Source organism: Symmachiella macrocystis, assembly GCF_007860075.1.
GTDB classification, from domain to species: Bacteria; Planctomycetota; Planctomycetia; order Planctomycetales; family Planctomycetaceae; genus Symmachiella; species Symmachiella macrocystis.
This window is the reverse complement of sequence record NZ_SJPP01000002.1, coordinates 1,051,611-1,071,071: the sequence shown is the minus strand read 5'-3', so window position 1 is coordinate 1,071,071 and position 19,461 is coordinate 1,051,611. Positions and strand designations below refer to the sequence as shown.

Annotated in this window: 14 protein-coding genes; 10 read left to right on the top strand and 4 right to left on the bottom strand. The window is 54.8% G+C overall.

Annotated features, from left to right (window positions below):
* The first annotated feature begins 58 nt into the window (after positions 1 to 58).
* The 3 genes from CA54_RS22205 (at position 59) to CA54_RS22195 (ending at position 3,405) form a co-directional block, all read left to right on the top strand.
* The gene (locus CA54_RS22205; protein WP_197532722.1) at positions 59 to 802 is read left to right on the top strand and encodes a phosphatase PAP2 family protein; all 744 of its coding nucleotides are present in this window, start codon (positions 59 to 61) and stop codon (positions 800 to 802) included.
* Positions 799 to 2,631: an ArnT family glycosyltransferase gene (locus tag CA54_RS22200; protein ID WP_197532721.1), complete on the top strand. Its 1,833-nt coding sequence runs from the start codon at positions 799 to 801 to the stop codon at positions 2,629 to 2,631. Before CA54_RS22205 ends, CA54_RS22200 begins: the two co-directional genes overlap by 4 nt.
* A 477-nt stretch (positions 2,632 to 3,108) precedes the next feature.
* Positions 3,109 to 3,405 carry a hypothetical protein gene (locus CA54_RS22195; protein ID WP_146373150.1) on the top strand — a complete coding sequence of 99 codons (297 nt, stop codon included), beginning with the start codon at positions 3,109 to 3,111 and terminating at the stop codon, positions 3,403 to 3,405.
* A 347-nt stretch (positions 3,406 to 3,752) separates the two neighbouring features.
* On the opposite strand, the gene CA54_RS22190 is transcribed toward CA54_RS22195, so the two are convergent.
* The 4 genes from CA54_RS22190 to CA54_RS22175 all read right to left on the bottom strand — a co-directional run bounded on the left by CA54_RS22190 (position 3,753) and on the right by CA54_RS22175 (position 10,985).
* Positions 3,753 to 4,574 (bottom strand): glycosyltransferase, encoded by an 822-nt coding sequence (locus CA54_RS22190; protein ID WP_146373149.1) that lies wholly within the window; start codon positions 4,572 to 4,574, stop codon positions 3,753 to 3,755.
* 162 nt (positions 4,575 to 4,736) lie between these two features.
* Positions 4,737 to 8,006, bottom strand: a complete 3,270-nt coding sequence (locus tag CA54_RS22185) for a spermine/spermidine synthase domain-containing protein (RefSeq protein ID WP_146373148.1) — start codon at positions 8,004 to 8,006, stop codon at positions 4,737 to 4,739.
* A gap of 293 nt (positions 8,007 to 8,299) precedes the next feature.
* Positions 8,300 to 9,313 (bottom strand): calcium-binding protein, encoded by a 1,014-nt coding sequence (locus CA54_RS22180; RefSeq protein ID WP_197532720.1) that lies wholly within the window; start codon positions 9,311 to 9,313, stop codon positions 8,300 to 8,302.
* Between the two features lie 580 nt (positions 9,314 to 9,893).
* Positions 9,894 to 10,985, bottom strand: coding sequence for a calcium-binding protein (locus CA54_RS22175; RefSeq protein WP_197532719.1), 1,092 nt, complete (start codon positions 10,983 to 10,985; stop codon positions 9,894 to 9,896).
* Positions 10,986 to 11,269: 284 nt separating this feature from the next.
* Between CA54_RS22175 and CA54_RS22170 the strand changes: the two genes are divergently transcribed.
* The 7 genes from CA54_RS22170 to CA54_RS22140 all read left to right on the top strand — a co-directional run bounded on the left by CA54_RS22170 (position 11,270) and on the right by CA54_RS22140 (position 19,175).
* On the top strand, positions 11,270 to 12,316 hold the full coding sequence (locus CA54_RS22170; RefSeq protein WP_146373145.1) for a TauD/TfdA family dioxygenase: 1,047 nt from the start codon (positions 11,270 to 11,272) through the stop codon (positions 12,314 to 12,316).
* A 643-nt stretch (positions 12,317 to 12,959) separates the two neighbouring features.
* On the top strand, positions 12,960 to 13,610 hold the full coding sequence (locus CA54_RS22165; RefSeq protein WP_146373144.1) for an ankyrin repeat domain-containing protein: 651 nt from the start codon (positions 12,960 to 12,962) through the stop codon (positions 13,608 to 13,610).
* A gap of 287 nt (positions 13,611 to 13,897) precedes the next feature.
* On the top strand, positions 13,898 to 14,500 hold the full coding sequence (locus CA54_RS22160; protein ID WP_146373143.1) for a YdeI/OmpD-associated family protein: 603 nt from the start codon (positions 13,898 to 13,900) through the stop codon (positions 14,498 to 14,500).
* A 102-nt stretch (positions 14,501 to 14,602) separates the two neighbouring features.
* On the top strand, positions 14,603 to 15,238 hold the full coding sequence (locus CA54_RS22155) for a DUF4304 domain-containing protein (RefSeq protein ID WP_146373142.1): 636 nt from the start codon (positions 14,603 to 14,605) through the stop codon (positions 15,236 to 15,238).
* A 109-nt stretch (positions 15,239 to 15,347) separates the two neighbouring features.
* Complete coding sequence (locus CA54_RS22150; RefSeq protein ID WP_146373141.1) at positions 15,348 to 15,917, top strand: SUKH-4 family immunity protein; 570 nt, start codon at positions 15,348 to 15,350, stop codon at positions 15,915 to 15,917.
* 516 nt (positions 15,918 to 16,433) lie between these two features.
* Positions 16,434 to 18,560 (top strand): mechanosensitive ion channel family protein, encoded by a 2,127-nt coding sequence (locus CA54_RS22145; RefSeq protein ID WP_197532718.1) that lies wholly within the window; start codon positions 16,434 to 16,436, stop codon positions 18,558 to 18,560.
* 90 nt (positions 18,561 to 18,650) lie between these two features.
* On the top strand, positions 18,651 to 19,175 hold the full coding sequence (locus CA54_RS22140) for a transporter suffix domain-containing protein (protein WP_146373139.1): 525 nt from the start codon (positions 18,651 to 18,653) through the stop codon (positions 19,173 to 19,175).
* Positions 19,176 to 19,461: the final 286 nt, after the last annotated feature.

Sequence of the window (19,461 nt, the reverse complement as noted above, 5' to 3'; positions counted from 1 at the left end):
ATATGGTCGTCTCCAAACCGATATTGCCGACTCTTGCTGAGCCAATGATCCTATGAGTATGCCCGTAGAAAGTGACATCGTGCGGCCGGTTCCCGGTGCATCAGCATCACCGGTCTCCCTCTCAAAAGAGCAGGGGGGCACCCCCTTATGTTCCGCGCAGTTCCTGCGTTGGTTCCTCGTGCCGGCCACCTTACTGATGGCAGGAGCGGCCGCGTTCTACGTAGACATGCCGTTGGCCAAGTTCTGCTACGCGCGCGAATATCCCGGTTTTGTGCGGCATATCCTCGATAATGCTGAACCGTTTGGAGATGCGTATGGATTACTGTTGATTGTTTGCGGCTTGTTCCTGCTGAATCCCGCCGGACGCTTTGCCGTGCCCTGGCTGATCGCCTCGGGGCTTTGTTCGGGATTGGCGGCCGATGTCGTCAAATTGCTCGTCAGCCGCACGCGACCCCAGAGCTTCAATCTGAACATCACCAACGTTGCCGCGACCTTCAACGGCTGGTTGCCCGAGATGGGGGCCAAGTCCGAATTCCAAAGCTTTCCTTCAGCGCACACCGCTGTCGGAGTCGGTTTTGCCATCGCGCTGTGCCAGTTTTATCCCCGCGGCCGCGTGCTGTTTATCGCCATGGCCGTGATGTGTGGTATGCATCGCGTGCAAAGCTGCGCCCACTTTCTCAGCGACGCATTCATCGGTGCCGCTGTCGGCTGGCTCACCAGCCAGCTCATTCTTCATTCCAAATGGTGTCCCGCCGGACCTGCGCCGCTGGGGTTATCAACGACGGAACACGCTACAACATGAAACGCATTTTTCGCCACGAAACGTGGATTCTCATCGCCGCCCTGATTGCCTTCTTTACCAACCTGGGCGCCACGCGGCTGTGGGACGAGGATGAGTCCTTCTTTGCCGCCACCGCTGCTGAGATGCACCAGCGCGGGGAATGGACCGTGCCGTACTTCAACGGCGAACTCTTCTCGCACAAACCCCCCTTCATGTATTGGATGATGCTGGTTGGGTACGAGCTACTCGGCGACAGCGAGTTCGCCGTTCGCTTCTGGTCCGCGATTTTCGGGACCGCAACCGCTCTGTTGACCTATTACCTCGGTCGGCGGCTGTTTAATGCCGAAGTCGGTCTCTGGGCCGGATTGGCGATGACCTCGTCCTTGATGTTCGATGTCGTCGCCCGCGCCGCCACGGCCGATAGCTTTCTCGTCTTCTTTTCCGCCTTGTCGTTGTATGCCTTTATCTGTGGCAGCCAACAGCGAAATCCGGCGGTCTGGTCCGGCGAAGATACCCAAACACCCCCCGACGGGCCGCATCCATTGTTGCCAAGCACCTGGTGGACGTATGCAGCCATGTACGCCGTCATGGGCCTGGCCGTGTTGGTCAAAGGGCCGATCGGCGTCCTGCTGCCGACCGCGACTATCGGATTGTTTCTGCTATGCACATCGCCCGGCAAACCGCTCAGCGAAAGCTCCTCCTGGATTTCTAAACTTGGCGCCTCTGTGGCGATTTTTCATCCGCGGCTGTTTTTTAAAACCATTTGGCAGATGAAACCGCTCACGGCCATCGCCATGGTGACGCTGGTGGCCGGGCCTTGGTTCCTGGCGGTCAGTTTGCAAACCCGCGGCACGTTTGTGCTGGAGTTTTTGGGCATCCACAATTTCGGCCGGTTTATGAATTCGATGGACGGCCACAGCGGACCGATTTTCTATTACCTGCCGGTGATCATGATCGGGTTTTTCCCCTGGTCGATTTTCGCCGTGCAAACCTTGCGGGACACCGCGCAGCGGATTGGCAGTCGGGACCATTGGCGGATTCCGTGCTTGTTTTTGGTCTGTTGGGCCAGCGTGTTCATTGGCTTCTTTTCGCTGGCAAGCACCAAACTGCCCAACTACACACTCACCGCTTATCCCGCCTTGTCGCTGCTGACAGCGGTGTTTTTGCATCGCTGGATTCATCAAACCGCAACGGTTCCGGTCGGTTGGATTCGCTCGGCGTTGGGTACCTTCACCGCGGTCGGCGTTCTGTTGGTCGTGGTTTGTCCCGTGTTGGGCCTGTGGCGCGTCGAGGGCGTGCCGTTGCTGACCACGGTCGGCGTTTCCACTGCAGTGAGCGAACAATTGCCGCTGGCCGGTTTGATCCTCGGTATCGGCCCACTGGTCGGTGGAATTGCCGCAATGATGTTGGCCAAACGGGGCCGCCCACAGCAAGCCGTCGCTAGTATCGCAATGGCCTCGGTGGTCTTTGTCACCTGCGTGCTGGCCGTTGTTGCCGTGCGTGCGGATCGCCATCAGACCAGCGCCGAGATTGCCGACACGATCAAGTTCTTAGACCGGCAAGGCGAGGTACCCGTCGCCCAATACAAATACTTCCGCCCCAGCCTGATCTACTACACCCGCCGCCCCGTAGCTCCCTGCAAGACCCCCAAAGACATCCGGGATTTCTTCGCCAGCTCCGAGCAAGCGGTCATGATCACCACCGCCAAGAAACACGAGTCGATCAAGGAACTCTTGCCGGCCGACGTGGTCATTCTCGAGCAACGCCCACAGTTTCCCAAGCAGGGAACGGTCCTCCTCTTGGGCAAACAACCCCAACGCCTCGCCGGCCGCAACCGCACCACGTATTGACGCGACCTCTGCCCGTTTCGTAATTTGAAGCGTCAGCAGTTGGACCCCATTCGGTGCACACACTGGATGCGGACGCTCCCTGTCGACCCGCTAACTTCAAATTCGTACGCCGCTCCGAGGTAACCCATGACAACGGACAAGCCGAAGTGGTGGCAGAGTTGGATGGTCTACACGCTCATCGGGTTGCTGGCGACGGTTGGGCCGTATGTCGGCGGGTATTTCTTGCTAGGGGAACACGGGCAATCGATACAAGTAACGCGATACACGAGGACGCCCGTGGATATTGTAATCACAACCCACCCCCACTATTGCGGATTCAAGCATGATTGGATGCGAAAAGTGTTTGCTCCCCTTGGCTGGGCTGAAGCTAAATTGTCGGGCGAAGTTGTTCACATTTTTTCGCGAAACGGCAGGGACAGATACCAACCGGAATGGCAAGCTAAAACTTCAAATTAGCACACGACCCCGAGGTAACCCATGACAACAGACAAGCCGAAGTGGTGGCAGAGTTGGATTGTCTACGCGCTCATCGGGCTGCTACTGACGCTTGGGCCGTATGTGGGCGGGTATTTCTTGCTAGGACCCTCTGAGTCGCTCGCCTTAAGCCCCATCACGTTCCGTGAATACGAATACGAAACCCTGCGGATTGCATTCGGTCCGTTGGGTTGGGCGGAAGCTAAACTGCGTGGCGAACGTGTCGTCATTTCGAACAGAAACGAATTTCTTGAATGCCCCCTACCCGGCGATATTGATGATTACGAACCCGGCTGGTGAACACAAATAAGCACACGACCAGACCACTCCACACCAACTGGCATTTCCCATGCTATAAGTGTGTCCTCAAAATGGGAGGGCGAGGCTCCTGCCGAGCCGCGCTGAACCCTATCGCTTGCCACCGGCACGAAAATCTTCAATCGCGGGACCAACTGAAAGCGGCTCAGCGGGAGCTTCGCCCTCCCGTGACGCGGGACGACAATTGCGAAAACCTATTTTTGTAGCAAGGCTCTTAAGTGTGACAAAGCACAGGCATCTCTACGCCGGGTGCCACTGGTTTTGCCAGTGTCGAACCAAATCGGGGAGCCATGCACAAACACTGGCACCCCGTTTTTGCACAGGCATCCCTATGCAGCCCGTCGTGGGGCCTGCGATGGGCGGGGTTGGGCGACCGGTTTCTTGGCCGGTTTCCATTTGGGCAATCCGGGACGCAGGTACCGCCAATAAATCGCTGCCAATTCGCCTGCCGCTTTGAAGAAATCGGCCGGTTTCACGCGGGAGCCGGCAACGTCTTCCCAGTGCTCCAGTGGTTGCTCGTAAATCAATTCCTTCACGGCGGGCTGCGTGCCGCGGCGGTTGTCGATCAGTCGCGCCAAGATCTCGACGTCGAAGATCCACCGCGAAATGAACGCATCCTGCAGGACGTTGGCCAATTCGGGTGAGGCACGAAACAGCTTGGCTCCACACTGGGTGTCGTAAATGCTGATGCCCAGCGCCAACGAAGCCACATTGGCGAAGACGCGGCCGAGAAACTTGCGTTTGGCGAGTCGTTTGATCGAGCGTCCCAGCAACGGAATCCGCGTGCCGACGACAATGTCGATGTCATCGCGGCGGAGCATCACAAAGCGAAACACCGGAATCGCCTCCAGCGGCGTCGCCAGATCGGCATCCCAAAACCCCACGATGTCCGCTTCGGAGTTGAGAGCCGTCAGCATCCCCCGCCTGACCGCTTCAGCTTTGCCGGAATTCACATCGAGGTTGAGGACGTCAAACTGCGCCGGCTCTTCCTCATGAAGTTCTTGCAGAATCTGCAAGGTGCGGTCACTGCTGCCGTCGTTGACGAACAAGAACCGCAGCGCATGCTGATTGGCGGCGAAACGCCGAAATCGTTCGACATCCAACCGTTGAGCTTCATTAAAACAGGGCACGACTATTGTAGTATTATTCACGGGGTCATCCTTGACTATCCGTGGTGAGTCTCATCAGTTTTAAGATCGGGGCGGGAGTGTACGCGAAGGGCATCTTCGCGGCAACCGGACTTATACCGGGACTGCACTGCGCTGATTTGATCAGCTTTCGGCCATGCTTGAAAGACGCTTGATGCCCGTGATTCATTCCCCCGCGCCGCCTTCCACACGGTCACGAATCAATTGCCCGGTCGCTTTCGCCTTCTCGTATTCCGGTTTCAGCGCCGCTCGATAATCGCGTAGCGGTTTAACCAGCGTCCGTTTGAGCACCCGTTCGCGCTCAGCCCAGACCGCGGGGTCGAGACCGGCGTCGGTCGTTATGGTCCGCATCGCCTTCAAGGAGCGGTCGGCGGTCAGGAGTGTTTCGGAAACGTCGCTGATCATCACCGTGAATGATTTCGGTTGCACAGAACCGCGATCATACCAACGCGTCTGCAAGACCTGCAGCAATCCGTTAATGTAATCCCAACGCGTCAGTGGATCCGGCGCAGCTTCGGGATGTTCGATCAACAGATTCAAGGCATCCACAATGGTGCGGACCGAACGATCGCCTGCAACGCTGTAATACGTGGAATACAACCGGTGCCGCAGTTCATTCGCCGGGACACGTTGCTCGCCGGCGCGGGAGTACAATTCAGCCGCTTCGCCATGCAAGAAGTACGTGATCATCGGATCATACGGAAAGGCAAAGTTTTCCAACTGCCGAATATCAGACGGCGATTTGGTTTTTTGAGCTTGGCCTAGCGCTGCAAAATAACGCATGCGGCGCTGGTCGCGGGGATGAAAGTCGTGCCCCGCCAATTGATGTTTCACTTGTTGAATCACCGACCGCCCGGACGCTCCGGCGGTGACCTGTTCGCGGACCGAGGAGCGATAGGCCCAGTACTGGTCAGGATAATCGCGAATCAGCTTTTGCTTGCCGGTCACTTCCGCTAGATGCTCCAACACATCGGGATCGCCGGCATCATCACCCATTTGATCCAGCAACCGTCCCGTGCGGGGCATCAAAGCAATGCCGACTTCCTGCATTTTATTCGCCCAACGGATCACTTCACGGGGCAGGGTGCAGTGGAAATGGCCGCCTGAAATGGTATTGGCCACGGTCGGGGTCTCGGACACGAATTCCGTCAATTGTTCTTGGCTATGCGTCGAAAGATTCAACACGATCGACCAGTCCCAACCACAGCCTGCCAATGCCGCTTGCACATGGGGCCGATCCACACGCGCCAGCAGACCGGGACGCACTAAACCCGCCTCGGAGTTGCTGCCCAACAGCAACATTTCTCCCGCAGCCGTTTGCAGAAACATCACATGCGCAAACGCCTGCGAAAGCGTTTTGGCAGCGACACGCAACGGTTCAGCGCCGTAATCGATGTAGCGAAAACGTTGGGCAAAGATGCCGTCCGCCGTCAATTGATTGGCGAAATTTTGATAAAACTCAGCGGTGAAATAAGCAGAGTTGTGCGGCCGGGAACTGTATCCCGGTTCAGAAACAATCACGTCATACAACTTGCGACCGGCAACCGCGAGCAAAGCGGGGTCGGCCTGCCGCACGGAGACACGGTCATCGTCCAACGGGTTTTCGTTGGTTGTCGGTAGGATCTCATTTTGCATCAGATCCAAGTAGGCCCCATCCGCTTCGACGCAGACGATTTCCGTCAAGGGAAAGTGCAGGCTACTCGAAAGCGCTCCGCTGCCCCCCATTCCCAAAAAGAGTGCCGTCTCGGGATGTTCGTGCATCAAAAACGGCACGATGCCCGGCAGAACTTCTGCTGAAAATTGCGGGTGCAATTCCGTATTGCCGGGCAGGACCGTACTGGACAAACCGTTTTCGCGAATTTGCCATTGCGATCCCCGCCGTTTCCACAGCGTATAGGTCCCTTGTTTCCCTTCCACAAGTTTATGAAGCCGCGCGTCGTCGAATTGGCTCAACTCGTCGATTGCGAATTTGCTGCGGTAGGCCATAAAGATTTCGGTGGAGAACAACGTCCGCGCCGCAAGAGCGGGATCGTAAGACGTCCGCCAGACCGGGCTAATCGCAATGACCGCCAGACTGGTCAGCATGATGCCGCGTCGCCACCAACCGGCGAAAACACTTCCCGCTGAAACAGCAGCGATTCCAGCCGCCAGCCAGAGCAATCCAGCCGTGCAAGTCGCCAAAACCGCCGGACCCAACGCCGGGAGATCCAGCCAGCGGTAACAACAAAATCCCAGTGCAGCGGGAATCAATGCGAAACGTTTCATCAACAAAGCCGTCCGTGTGCTGCGGGTTAGGGCAGGGGCGGCGATGGCCAAACCCCAGGTCAGCCCCGCCGGAAGACAGAACAGCCAGAGTATCCCGCCGCGACCGGCCGTTAACCAAAACCGCGACGATTGATAGGCGTTCATCCACAAGGACCCTTTGACCAACAGCGGAAACGCCGCCGTCAAACAGACAGCCCAGGCAGCAAACAGAAAACAAGCATGCACGCCAATGCGGCTTTGACCAGCCTGTCGACGGCTGTGCCAGATGCCAAGCCCGACTCCCGAGGCCAATCCTAGGGCAATTCCGCCCCAGGCAATGCAGAGCATTTCAGCGGAGATCAAAAACAACTGCCCCGTCATCCGCAGCCAGTTTGCCGTAATCAATCCAAACACTGCCAGCGCAATCCAGGTGGCGACGCGGACTAGGTTGAGTGTCAGAAACGTGGGAGCGACATCGGCGTCATGTTCCGTGGTCGCTTCGCTATTGAATTCGACCGGATGCACCGATTGCCACAGACAGTATAGCCCGGCCACGCCCGCAAACACGGCAGCTGTCATGGCGGTGGTTTGAATTCCCAGCCAAGGTGCCAATCCGCAGCCTGCCACCAGCAATCCACACCCGAACCCGCCAACTTGCCACGCCAACGGCACCCGGCTGTAACCGACAAATTGCAATTGGCCCGCCTGCTTAACAAACGCCGCATCACTGCCGGCCGATTCGGCCAGAATCGACCAAGACTTGGCCAAGGCCAGACAGGGAATTCCTAAAGCGACCAGCGCCGCACAAAATGTGAAGGTAAATGCCGCTGTGGGAGAATCAATCAATGACGTTCCCCAACGATGCGCCGCCCAACCAATCCGCTGGATGAGATAGGGAAAAGCCCACGCCCAAGTCGCCGTGGCGAACAACAAGGTCCCGGCCACGGTTAATAGTTTCGTGTCCTGCGCCGGTCCCGTTTTGAGACGAAACCCAATCGCAATCGTGATTGCGGCGGCCAACAGCACGGCCAAGGAGACGGCGGGCGTATTTCCCATGAGTGCGGCAAACTGTGCTTGCCAAGCCCAAAGAAAGACCCCGGAAATACCACCGACGAGGAGACACGCTCCTTTAAAGAGCGAACCCGGCGAGACGGCGGCGCGAGCGAACTTCTTAAGATGACCGATGATCATGGCGTCCTTGCCAACTGAGAATTCGGCGAATGTGCAACGTGCAGCACGACTGGTCAAACGGTGTCACCAGAGCGAAAGCCCTACCTGCACGGATTTTAAGATGATTTCAAAACGTTCTGAGTCAGATTTTGAGAGCGGTGTTGTAATCGATCGGCAGATTTTGCCGCAAGAGCAGTCTTTCGGGCACAATTGGCAGGGGCCAGAACGTCAACAAAACCGCCCCGTCCTCAATGGTCGTCGAGAACGGGGCGGGGATTTCGGTTGCAGATCGCCCTGCAGCGCGCTGGTCGATCTTAGAATTGCCATTCGGTGGTCGTGTTGAAGCTTTCACCCCAAAACCAGTCACGGGCACGGTCAAAACCGTTGCCGCCGTTGAAGTAGTCTACTCCGCTTCCTCCGTACAAGTTGTCGTTTCCGGCTTCCCCGAACAGATAGTCGTTGCCAGCTTCGCCGTACAGGGAATCATTGCCGTTTCCGCCAAGCAGGTAGTCGGTGTCATTACCACCGTAGAGGCGGTCCGCCTGGTCGCCACCTGAGAGGACATCGATTCCGTCACCACCAGAAAGGGTGTCGTAGCCGGTTCCACCGATCAGGTAATCGTTACCCCATTGGCCAGCAATAAAGTCATCACCGGCATCTCCGTACATAGAATCGTCGCCCCCACCACCCCAGACTTTGTCGTTTCCATCTTGCCCACGCATGTAGTCGTTTCCGGAATCGCCGAAGAGGTAATCTTTGTCCCGGCCACCGTAGATCGTATCGTTCCCGGACCTGCCATACAGCCAGTCTTGTCCGGAACCGCCATATAAGGTGTCGTCTCCACCCCCTGCGTATAGGGTGTCGTGACCTTGTGATCCGTAGAGGGCGTCGTTGCCACCTTGGCTGTTGATGATATCATTGCCCCAGCCACCGACGAGTGTATCACTATTCGATCCACCGACCAGGAAATCGTCTCCATTTCCCCCGTCGGCGTGCGAACTGATATTCGTGAAATTGCGGAAGTAGTCGTTGCCCTCACCTCCCTGGAATTGAATGCTATTCACTTGGGATGTCCGGAAATAGCGGGTGTGTGTCTCTGAATCTTCAAAACCAACTTGGTGTTGCAACGTGACCTTCACATAACTACGCCCGTAATTTTGAACATACACAGTATCCTCGTTGCTCGTGCCTTCGATTTTCAGAATGCCACCCTCAAGGTCGATCGAGCCGGCCATCAAGCGGCGGTCTTCCAGGTTTTCAAAGCCCAGGCTGGCCTTGGTTTGCTTTTTCGGCAGTTTTCGTTCTGTCTTGTTCCTTAGTAATCTCATCCGTAGTTCTCGTTTCATATTGAATCCGAATCCGAATCCCACCGAATTGTTCCGGCTGAGACGCGTTTCAAATCGTGACCGTGAAATGGGGAAAGTGTCACACAGACATTTCGCTCGCACGAACCAAAGCGCGAGAACCGTAGATCTGTTACACCCTTTCCTCAGAAAAAACGAAATAACGTCCAAATGAGTGAAAAACACGCGAAAACAGGGGGAGAAGCTGTCTGCTAGAAATCCGCGATTGCCGCCGAAGACCGTCGGATGGGGCCGGGCAGCGGCGGTGGCCACACTGGGCGTGGAGACGGGCATTCTTTTACAGCCGCCACGGTACCGGTCGTTTCAACCCGGAAATGTGAATTATCAGGATCTGAGCTGGGATCTGCTGGGCTGGCAACACGATCGCGCGCACTGCTCCCCAGTCAAGGAGACCGGCCATGAGATCGGGAATGTGGCCACTGCATGCAAAAAAACCGCCCCAGTGCCGTGTAATACGGGCGGCTGGGACGGTTAGGTTTTGCCGTGATCGTCGCGAACCTCAGCATAAAGCTGTGGTTCTGAAAACATTTAGCAGCTGGTCTTTCTACCAGTAATAAATGGTCTTCGTGCGATCCCCGTCACCTTTGCTAAAGTCCATGAACTTATCGTTGTCGTTAAACCAGTAACTTCTATGGGTGTGTCGCACGAAGGTGTCGCTACCGGAACCTCCGTAAATGATGTCATAGCTGCCGTCCCCGCCATCTAAATAATCGTTGCCGGAACTGCCGCTGAGAAAGTCACTCCCTTTGCCGCCCCGCAAGGCATCATTGCCGGAACCACCATCGAGGATGTCATCCCCATCCTGGCCGTACAACCTGTCACCGCCTGCACCGCCACTGAGCATGTCATTCCCCGACTGGCCTTCTAATCGGTCGTTGCCATTCCCTCCTTTGAGAACGTCGTTGCCATAACTCCCGAACAGATAGTCGTCGCCGTTTCCGCCGTCGATCATGTCATTTCCACCGTGGCCGTACATAAAGTCCTGGCCACCTCCTCCGTAGAGGCTATCACTTCCTTCATAGCCATAGAGATAGTCCTTATCTGCTCCTCCATCGATTCGGTCGTTGCCACCAAATCCATGGATCACGTCAATTCCCGCTTCGCCATAGAGTCTGTCATTACCTGCTCCGCCCCAGATAGTATCGTTGCCGCTACCTCCATAGATCCTGTTGGTGGAATTGCTGTAGTATGAGACCCTCAGAGAGTCGTTCCCTCCACGACCGTAGAGTGTATTGTAACCGGTACCGCCGTGGAGAACGTCGGTGTTGGACCCGCCAATCAACCTGTCGTGCCCACCTTCACCATACGCAGTCGATCTGATGGACGTGTCATTGCGGAAGTAGTCATTTCCTTGACCACCCTTGAACATCACGTTAGTGACGTCGGAGGCACGAAAATATTGAACGTGCGTACTCTCGTTGTGCTGCAACGTGACCTTGATGTAATTGCTGTTGAACTCGTAATTTTCGACGACCACCGTGTCATTTGTGGCCGTGCCTTCGATGGTCACGACACCCCCTTCAAGATCGATCGATCCGGCCATCAAGCGGCGGTCTTCCAGGTTTTCAAAGCCCAAGCTGGTCTTGGTTTGCTTTTTCGACAATTTACGTTTGGTCTGGTTCCTTGATAATCTCATCGATAGTTCTCGTTTCATTTTAAATCCGAATCCGAATCCCACCGAATTGTTCCGGCTGAGACGCGTTTCAAATCGTTACCGTGAAATGGCGAAAGTGTCACACAGACACTTCGCTCGCACCCACCAAAGCGCGAGAACCACAGATCTGTTACAGCCTTTCCACAGAAAAAACGAAATAACGTCCAAATCGGCGAAAAACAGCGATAAACAGGCAAAAACAGCGTGTGCCAGTAATGCTACAATGAGCATGAAATGAGTGATATTCGTTACAGAGGCTTACTGAAATGAACAGCAAACGCAGTGTGCAGTCCGAGGACTTGCCGGGACCATTCTCCATTCCGGCCGCTTGGCGCGGTGCCGAACTCTTGCAGCGCGACGATTGGCTGATCGAATTGACTGCCGACTATTTGGGTGAAATCGAAGCGGCACTCAGCTGCGCGGAAGCGAGCGGACGTCCCGTCGAACAGGGAACGATCGCAGAATTTCCACTGCCCGAGTTGGGACAACTCTTGTCGGGTGTCCAAGATCAACTCGAGCATGGGGCGGGCGGGTGCATGATCCGTGGCTTACCGGTTAAGAAATTCAGCGAAGAACAACTCCGGCGAATCTTCTGGGGCATCGCCTTGCATCTGGGGACACCGGTCTCGCAGAGTGCCGCGGGAGAACGGATTTTCAGCGTTCGCGATGAAGGTTTTCAAGTCGGCCAACCGCAGGCCCGCGGACCGAACACCAAAAAGCGGCTCAGCTTCCACACCGATCGCTGCGATGTCATCGGATTCCTCTGCCTGCAACCAGCTGCACAGGGGGGCGACAATCAATTGGTCAGCTCAGCGACGTTATACAACGTAATCCGCGAGAAACGGCCCGACTTGGCACGGGTGTTGATGCAGCCCTTTTACTACGCGCGGCACAATGTCGATCAGGGCAATGAACTCCCCTATTGCCGGCAACCAATCTTCGCCTACCACGAGGGATATTTCGCCGCCGCCTATTTGCGCGTATTGATCGACCGCGCCTATGCGCTGCCCGAACGACCCGACATGACCAACGAACAACGCGAAGCACTGGCCTTTTTAGAGGAGACAGCTGCCGACCCGCAATTGCACATCACGTTCCGGCAGCAAGCGGGTGACCTGTTGTTCTTAAACAATTGGGTCACATTTCATCGCCGCGACGAATTCCAGGACGCAGAAGAACTGGAATTACGCCGGCACCTATTAAGAATCTGGCTCGCCGTCCCCAACAGCCGCCCCCTCGACCCCCTCTTCGAAGCCAACTACGGCGCCACCGCCGCCGGGGCTATCCGTGGCGGGATGAAACCCAAGGGGTGAAGTTAAGCGACGCTGCCACCCAAACGAGAAACATTTTACTACAATATGACTTGCGAGAATCGAGTGGCTTTGCGTTGGGCTGCAAACTCGCAGTCTACAAGTGATATGATGATCAAACTAATCATAAATTTATCCGACTGGGAATCCTCGAGGTGGACGGATGCATCACCCGTGATTCCATCCGTAAAGAAAGCCGTTGGATGATCTCTCGTGAGACGAGCGGCATTCACTTCCTTCACGCGTACTGGTCGCACCGACAGCGCGAAACCCCAAATTCATTTGACGTCTGTGCTTGATTGATGACCGCTCCATTTGCACCACCACCTAATAGACTTCAGATACTAGCCCTAACTGCTTTCCCTGCCGTATTCGTTGCCATACCGTTCCTTCGCTCCGAAGGTGTGCTCGGCTACATTGCCTTCGCTCTGGTGATCTACGCAAATATTGCTCTCTGGGGGTCGATGTTATACGGATTCATCGTAACCGTCGTGTTGGCTGACCGCGATCCTGATACACTCGAATCCGACGTCGATGATAGCGAAGCTCAAGATAGCGGATAACATTGCCGTGTACACAAAGGAAGGCGTCGCGCGTCTAAGAATGGAAAATCAACTCGCCTTCCCCCGTGAATGTGGTCGTTAACATGCATGAAATGTCTGAAACGATTCAACAACTCGTAACGTTTGCAAAACAGCTTGAACCCGCCCGTGGTTACTTCGGCCCGGAGACGCTGGTTGATCTTCTCGAACAGGATTCATACGCTTTGAACTCATTTCGTTCACTATTTGATGGTGTTACCGCGGAGCAACTCGACCATCTTGAGGACCAGGAAGAATATGGCTGGATTATCGCGGGTGCAGCAGACGAACTTGATCTACTGCCAGACGATCCTCGGCTGTTCAAAACTGACAGTGAACTTGCCGGGATACCAGCGGGTGAATTGCTTGGCGAACTCTGCTCTGCATGCATCGTCAATGACGTAAACGCTGTCGAGTATCTGGCAAATCGTATTGATGTAAACCAATTGGATCACAACAAACAACTCGCACTTGGCTACGCTGTCGGCAACAATAATGTCGAATACGTAAAAACATTACTGGCGAACGGCGCCGACCCTAATTCCATACAGAACTGGGGAAACACAACGATGCACGATTGCGCGTCGACGGTCTCGTCCAAGCAAATCTGGCAATTACTCATCCAACATGGGGGAAATCCAGATTTGCAAAACGACGAAGGTAAAACTGCCATTGACCTCTTGCGGGAAACCGGTCGATCGGACTGGATGGCATGATAACAAACGGATAAACGCGAGACAGAAAAGCCAGGCTGGCTCGCTTTGCTCGATCACATCAACCCCTGGTCCGGTGATTTTAGACGTTATCAACCACAGACTCAGGACCTGTCATGGATGAAAGCTCGTTTATCGCAGCGCTTAAGGAGTCCCCAGGCGACAGGGGTGTACAGCAACGGTATGCGGATTGGTTCACCGAAGCACGCGATTAAAGTAAATTGGCTATGACAACGTTCACCGCACGTGCCGGGTGAATTCAACCGTTCTGCCAGAGTCTGTCTGATTTCATGCCTCAACCCGATCCAGCGAGTATCAAGACCTTTGCATCGCCGAAAGATCTCGGCCGGTGGCTCAAGGTGCATCACGCCACCGAAAGTGAATTGTGGGTGAAGATATTCAAGAAGAAGTCTGGGATTCCGAGCGTGACTTGGGACGATGTCGTGATTGAGATGCTGTGCTGGGGCTGGATCGACGGCGTCAAGAAGTCAATCGATGACCAAGCCTATCTCCAGCGGGTCACTCCCAGAAAAACGCGCAGCAACTGGTCAAAAAGGAATAGAGAGCATGCGGAGCGTTTGATCAGAGAGGGCCGGATGATGGAGTCAGGACTCGTGCATGTTCGTGCCGCCCAAGCGGACGGCCGGTGGGAGAACGCCTATGCGGCCAGTGAAATGAAAGTGCCAGCGGATTTCCTAGCAGCACTGCAGAGCAATCCGCAGGCGAAGCAGTTTTTTGAAACGCTCAATAAATCGAGCCGTTATGTCATCGCGTACGGATTGACAAGTGCGAAGAGATCCGAAACCAGACAGAAGCGATTTGAAAAATTCATGGACATGCTAGCCAGCGAAGAAAAGCCGGACGTGGGCTTCAACAAGTCGAAAAAGGCATGACAATACAATCCGTTGCATCGGGGCTGCGCGGGGCTTGAAATCAACGTCGTTCCCCGCGGCCCTGTGATCTGGGAACGTTCAGCGATAAAGGTCGCCTCTCATATGGCTCGTGAAAAATCTCCAGCACAAACACGTTTCGACGACATCATCAAAAGTGCGGTGACATCGGTCCTTAAACCACTGGGATTCCGCAAGTCCGCGCTAAACTTTCATCGCCGCCACAATGACGTCGTTCAGGTTGTCAACTTTCAATCCAGCCACAGTTCGTCCTGGGACAAGAAGCTATTCTACATCAACGTTGGCCTTGCGTTCGACGCTGTTTGCCAACTGGCCAGTATCGAGATCCTCGAAAAGCCCAAAGAATACGAATGCGATTCCCGGGGGACGCGAGAGCGTCTCGAAAGACTCTTGGACAATGTGCCTGACCGATGGTCAGTACGCGCCAATGAGGATTCGAGTCACGTTGCCGAGTACCTGAATTCGGCGATTGAACAACTGGCCAAAGACCTGGAGTCAATTGACGGCCTTCAGGCATACCGCACTCATCGGTGGTTTGATCAGTTTCGCCCAAAGCCAGTGAATGCCCAGATTCTCTACATCCTGGGTGATCTGGATGGCTCGTGGAATGAAGTGACTCAACTCTGTGAACTCTTTGCTGATCGGCAGGCGATCAATCAGCCGAAAAGGTGGATCGAAAAATTGGGACTTACTAAACTTGCGGCAAAGTGCTGTACATAGAACCGCCTAACCATCCGTTGCACCGGAGCTGCGGGCCGCGCAGTTATTAAAATCAAAGTTGTTCGCCGTAGCCTGGTGACGCTGGTCGTTATGTTTCAAAGGCACTCAAATGATCTCACCTGATGACTTTCGCAACCGCTGGGCTGCCGCGCCATACGCGTCAAAACTAATTTCCGTATCTACCGCTTCGCTAGCTGGGCTGTCTATATCGGACAACACAGTTGCATTCCTTACGTCTGCCGGATTACCCGCCGATGCGGCGCCTTTCCTGAGCTTCGGCGAGCTTGGCGAAGGCACACTTCACACGGTAGCTGAACAGTATAGCCTTGCCTCAGACTTCGATTGCTATCACAAAATCGGTTCTGATGATGCGGGCAACCCGATCTGCTTCGATGGCACTAAACTCGATGCGATTGTGTACTTGGATCACGATGCCAAATTCAATTGCGTATTTATCAACGGATCCGTTTCACAACTTGCGGAGTCGCTACTCGTATACCAATCGCTTGTGCAGCAAACTCAGGAACGCAATGGTGAGGACGCTTATCTTGATGGTGACATTCCCGAGGACGTCTTGCTTTGGCTTGAAACCGAAATTGCTCGAATCGATTCTGCTGCTTTGGCCGATGGTTGCTTTTGGAACACTGAACTCGCCTCACTACGACAAGAAGCAACATAACCACGCGGTGAACCCGGAGTCGCGGGCCGCGCGGATCTTGAAATCCATGACAAAGGACCGATGTTGATGCATCCGAGCACACTGGAACTCGCCAGCAACGCTTGCTGTTTGATCTGGGATACTCGTTCGGTACAATAGAACTCATCAAGTCGTGCTGCCTTTGAGTGGTAGGCACTGTTGGCTATGGGAGCCCTTCTGCGCGTATGGATCGCCAGGAGGGATTTTTTTTATCGAATTGGCAGTGAGAATTTAGCCTTTCGTGACGATTGCGAATCAGATCTGCGCGACAAGCTAGAGCTGTTGGGGATTGTTGGGAACTGCCATAGGAAGACGTGGACCAGACGGATGCAACGAGCGTTGTTCTTAGCAACGGTTTTCACAACCTGCTTTGTGGCTGGACTATCGAATAGTGTGGCGCAGGAGACGGCAACACCACACCCACTTCTGCCATCGGACACTTCGAGCCCCCGCACAACGTTGAACAGCTTCCTTGCTGCGTGCAACGAACTTTACAGCTTGGCCGATACAGAAAAAACCGCCGCAGACTTTAACACCAAGGTGCTTCCTGCTTCTGAACGTATCATGGACTGCCTGGATTTGAGCGCATTGCCCGGCGAGTTGCGTGATACAGCAGGGATTGAGTCGGCCGTCTACCTGAAAGAGGTGTTGGATCGTGTCAAGTTGCCCGAGGAAGACGACATTCCAGGTGCGACCACTGCCGATGGTAAACCGCTCTCTCGATGGCGCATTCCCGGCACCCGGCTCAGCATCGTGCGCGTTCAGGACGGATCACAAGAGGGGGCATATCTCTTTTCTCCGGAAATGGTGCGGCAAGCCGCAAAAATCTATCGTGCCGCTGAGCAACTGCCGTATCGGAAGGACGGTCCCAAGGTCTCTCCCAGGTTCTATGATCGCTACGTGGCTCTCACAAAACGCCAGCCTACACTGACTGCAGACACTTCAAGTCCGCGTGGCACGCTGACTCTCTTCCTCGACACAATCAATCAAATTTCTGAGATGATCCGCGCGGAAAAGCACATCGATCGGACCGATCCGAAATTCCTCCCGCTGGTAACACAGGTCTATCGCTGTCTCGACCTCAGTGAGATTCCTGAGTATTCTCGCGACTATTATGCAGGCGAGGCGGCAGTCTGTCTTAAGGAAATTCTTGATCGCGTCACTGTGCCTCCTCCTGAGGAAATTCCGGGCCCGGAGAATCTTCAGGCTATGGAAGGGGGGGAGCCGCTTGTCCGTTGGCAGGTTCCCAACACCAAAATCACGATCGCGCGGGTTGCAGAGGGGCCGCAACGTGGAGAGTACCTTTTCACGGTGGGGACAGTGCAACGCGCCGCTGAAATGTATGAGGAGGTCAAATCACAACCCTATCGCACCAAGGGCCGCCCAGTCTCCGTTGGCTTTCACGACTGGTATCTATCGGTTCCGGCGAATCCAACTGTGGCGGATTGGGTCGATTGGTTACCCGATGGATTTCGACACCGCACCTTGGGGCTGGCCATTTGGCAATGGATTGGATTATTACTGGCCATGATCGTGGGGCTTGGCATCATGTTTACGATCTATTGGGTCGGCGGGATCCGTAGCGAGAGCATGCGTCAGCGGGGCTTGTTGCGCTATTGGATCACCACGCTGTTCGCAATCGTTGCGATGTTTGTGCCGCTGGTCTTCAAGCATGTCATCTGGGAGTATCTTTCCATCCGGGGAACGGCACTTTACGTCGCTCAGTTTTCCGCGGATATTGTCTTCCTCATGGCGTTGATCGCGGTCATCTTAGCGGTGAGCAGTCGACTGGCAGATTCAGTGGTTGCGTTGCCCAAGGTTCGTTCGCGCCAACTCGACGCAACTCTGGTCCGCATCCTTTTTCGGGTGCTTGGCATTATCGCGGCCGCGATTGTGTTCTTGGAAGGGGGGAGGTATCTGGGGTTTCCGCTGACGACTCTATTAGCAAGCGCAGGAATCGGTGGTTTAGCGATTGCGTTGTCAGCGCAGGGAATGGTCAAAGGACTGTTCGGGACAGTCACGCTTCTTCTCGACCGACCCTTTCGAGTCGGCGACCGGATTGTCGCCAACGGTCACGATGGTGTGGTTGAGGAAATCGGACTACGTTCTACCAAGATTCGATCGTTTCTATCCAACCATTTAATTTCCATCCCGAATGACCAGATGGCTGAAAGTGAGATCGAGAATGTCGGGAAACGGAAGCATATTAGCAGGATCTCTGACCTGCACATTCCCATTGATACGCCTCGCGAAAAAGTCGATCAGGCCGTCACATCCATTCGTGCGATCCTGGACAACCATGAGGGGATGGACCCGGAGTACCCTCCTCGGGTGTACTTTAACGAGTTCAATCCAGACTCGTTCAATATCCGTATCCTCTACTGGTATACGCCGCCAGACCTGTGGAACTACTACGCGTTCTGTGAGAAAGTCAATCTGCAGATCTTTAAGGTGTTCGATCAACACGGGATCCAGTTCTCGTTGCCGTTGCGTCACAGTTATTGGAAGCACGATGATGAACAAGGTCCGCTGGAAGTCACATTTTTGGGAAATGGCGTCGACGTAAAAACAGGGGTCGACGTCACTGCGGACACATCTGATCAGGCATCTCCTGGGCCTGGTTAAGCGTTGTGCTTCTCACCAACCCAGTGCCGCGAAATCCGATCTTTTGCTGCTCGACAATCCACCTTTTATTTGAGGGACAAACAGACAATTATGAGCGACGAACGGTCGCAGGCGGGTTGGCGGACTAAGGTTGGATTCGCGATCTTCGTGGTGAGTATCGGATGGCCGGTCTTGATTCCCCTCTTGGTACTATTGGGAGTGTCAGCAACCACGACCGCAGTCTTCAGCGGTATTATGGTTGTCGCGGCGGAATTCCTGTTGATCGCCGCAGCGGCAGTCGCTGGCAAAGAGGGCCTTGCGTTCATTAAAGCCATGGTGTTCGGCTTTTTTAAGTCGTATGGCCCGCCTAGCGAAGTGAGCCGCACTCGCTACACGATTGGACTCGTAATGTTCATGACGCCGTTAGCCTTCGGTTGGGCATCACCTTATCTCGCACATTACTTCCCAGGCCTTGCGGCTGGACAGCTGGTCTACAGCTTTAGTTTTGACGTGCTGCTGTTGATCAGCCTGTTCGTGCTTGGCAGCGGTTTTTGGGACAAGTTGAGATCACTGTTTCAGCACAATGCGTACGTGGTCATCCCGGAAAAACCCTCCGCAGAAAGTACACCGCAGTGAGGAATCGTCGACGGACACCGCGCGAAAATGCAGTGCCAACGGGGGGGTGTCAAAAACCCATCGAGGTTTAGACCTGCCAAGAATCGACCGTTTTCTCGAACTAAAGCACGTAGCGACGAATTCAAACCGTGTTTCGCTTCACAACGCCCGAACTCGCCCTGGTTTTTGCCGGCTAAGAAAAAGGTGCTCGATTAGGCAGCCATCCAGACAAGGTGCTGGCTGCTTCGGGCACAGCGCACAAAAAACCGCCGACGCGTTCACGCCGACGGTTGGAAGTCCATTGTAC